The sequence below is a fragment of the Streptomyces himastatinicus ATCC 53653 genome (assembly GCF_000158915.1).
GTDB classification, from domain to species: domain Bacteria; phylum Actinomycetota; class Actinomycetes; order Streptomycetales; family Streptomycetaceae; genus Streptomyces; species Streptomyces himastatinicus.
This window is the reverse complement of the sequence record NZ_GG657754.1, coordinates 7452062-7454349: the sequence shown is the minus strand read 5'-3', so window position 1 is coordinate 7454349 and position 2288 is coordinate 7452062. Positions and strand designations below refer to the sequence as shown.

At 71.9% G+C, this 2288-nt stretch carries 3 protein-coding genes; 2 read left to right on the top strand and 1 reads right to left on the bottom strand.

What is annotated here, in order from left to right:
• Positions 1-235 (bottom strand): TMEM165/GDT1 family protein (locus tag SSOG_RS56520; RefSeq protein WP_009718316.1); only part of this gene is annotated, 235 nt, incomplete at its 3' end.
• A gap of 494 nt (positions 236-729) precedes the next feature.
• On the opposite strand from SSOG_RS56520, the gene SSOG_RS31525 reads away from it, so the two are divergent.
• Both SSOG_RS31525 and SSOG_RS31520 read left to right on the top strand, forming a co-directional pair.
• Positions 730-1380 carry an HNH endonuclease family protein gene (locus SSOG_RS31525; RefSeq protein WP_009718315.1) on the top strand — a complete coding sequence of 217 codons (651 nt, stop codon included), beginning with the start codon at positions 730-732 and terminating at the stop codon, positions 1378-1380.
• 87 nt (positions 1381-1467) lie between these two features.
• Positions 1468-2288 (top strand): DUF7800 domain-containing protein (locus tag SSOG_RS31520; RefSeq protein ID WP_009718314.1); only part of this gene is annotated, 821 nt, incomplete at its 3' end.

Below are 2288 nucleotides of genomic sequence, written 5' to 3'. Positions count from 1 at the left end.
CCGAGGAGAGCACGCCGACGACCGTCTGGAGCAGCCGGTGCGGCAGCAGGCCGAGCACGCTGCCCGCCGCGATGGCGATCCCGACGTGGATGGCGAAGGCGGCGGCGACGCCCGCGAAGACGTACGAGGCGCGGTAGCGGGTGCCGAGCATCAGCCCGGCCAGGGCGGTCTTGTCGGGCAGCTCGGCGAGGAAGACGACGCCGAAGACCACGGCGGCGACGGTGAAGCTGAACACGGGCTGGATACCTCATAGGGTCGGGCCGCACCGAGGGGCCCGGGGAAAGGGGTCGCTTCGGCACGGCAGCGTCGAACACTGCGGCCGAAGGTCTCGCTGGCGTACGCGACCCGCCCGATATCGGCGGCGATCTCGTACGCTCCGGGCGCCGGCCCGCACCTCGAGGGGCGGGCAGTATGTCGACGGTCCGGCGAGGAGCTACTCCCCTTCTGCTGCCGACCAGCCTACGGGACGCCTCCCACGCGACCGCCCCGGGGGTCACCACCAGCGGCGATAGGGGGTGACGCGGCGGGGCACACGGGCCCGCCGCGGCGGGCGACGGCGGCTCCGGAGCGCATCCCGCGCCCCGCCTCCTTTCTGAAGCCCCTTGCGTTGACATGACCGCGTCGCCACTCTGTTACCTGGCGCCTGCCCCACGTCCACCCGGCGCCACCACGATGGCCGCGTTGCCGTGGCCAACGACCCCCCACTCCTAGGGAGTTCGCATGTCGCACATGCATGACCGTCGGCGCGTCTACGCGCGTCGCGCCGCCGTCTTCGGCGGGTTCGCCGGGCTGCTGGGCACGCTGGTGCTCAGCGGACCGTCCGCCGAGGCGGCCCCGCCCACCCCGCCGAGCGCCGCCACCGCCCGCACCCAGCTGGCCGCGCTGACGGTCAAGGCCGAGGGCTCGTCCGACGGTTACAGCCGGGACAAGTTCCCGCACTGGATCACCCAGAGCGGCTCCTGCAACACCCGCGAGGAGGTCCTCAAGCGCGACGGCACCAACGTCCAGACCGACTCCAGCTGCGCGGCCACCAGCGGCACCTGGAAGTCCGCGTACGACGGCGAGACCTGGACCGCCTCCTCCGACGTGGACATCGACCACGTCATCCCGCTTTCCGAGGCGTGGAAGTCCGGCGCCAGCAGCTGGACCACCGCCCAGCGCCAGGCCCTCGCCAACGACCTGACCCACTCGCAGCTGATAGCCGTGACCGACAACGTCAACCAGGCCAAGGGCGACAAGGACCCGGCCAAGTGGCTGCCGCCGCTGGCGTCGTACCACTGCATGTACGCGCGCATGTGGGTCTCGGTGAAGTCCACCTACAAGCTCAACGTCGACTCGGCGGAGAAGGCCAAGCTGAACGACATCCTGAGCGGCTGCTGATCACACACCGGAACCGCGAGGCCGCCTCCGACGTTCCGTACCGTACGACGCGTACGGTACGGACGCGGAGCGACGGAGGAGGGCCGGATGGCCGGGCTGCGCCTGGGACCACTGCTGCGGCACGTGGACTGGGAGACGGGGACGGACGCGACCGTCTGGGTGGAGGCCGACCGGCCCTGCGAAGCGGAGGTGCGCTGCGCCGACGGTGCGGGCGGCACGGCCCGCACCTGGCAGATCGCCGGACATCACTACGCGCTGATCCCGGTCGCCGGGCTGCGGCCGGGCGCCGAGACGGCGTACCGGGTGCTGCTGGACGGCGAGCAGGTGTGGCCGCTGCCGGACTCCCGCTTCCCGGATTCCACGATCCGTACGCCCGCCACATCCGATGGCCCGACTGGTGGTCCTGAGGCCGTGCGGGTCGCCTTCGGCTCCTGCCGGTGGGCCGCGCCGCCGTCCGACGCCTCGCACGACCCGGTGGGCCCCGACGCCCTGGACACCCTCGCGCACACCCTCGCCACCTCGCCCGAGGCCCCGCGCCCCGATGTGCTCGTACTGCTGGGCGACCAGGTGTACGCGGACGAGACCTCCGCCGAGACCCGCCGCTGGCTCGCGACACGCCGCGATCTGTCGGAGCCGCCGGGCGACCAGGTCGCGGACTACGAGGAATACACGCGGCTGTACTACGAGTCCTGGCTCGACCCCGAGGTGCGGTGGCTGCTGTCCACCGTGCCCAGCTGCATGATCTTCGACGATCACGACGTCATAGACGACTGGAACACCAGCGAGGCGTGGCTGAACCGGATGCGCACCACGCCGTGGTGGCGCGAGCGCATCCTGAGCGGCCTGATGTCGTACTGGGTGCACCAGCACCTGGGCAACCTCTCCCCCGCCGAACTCGCCGCCGACGG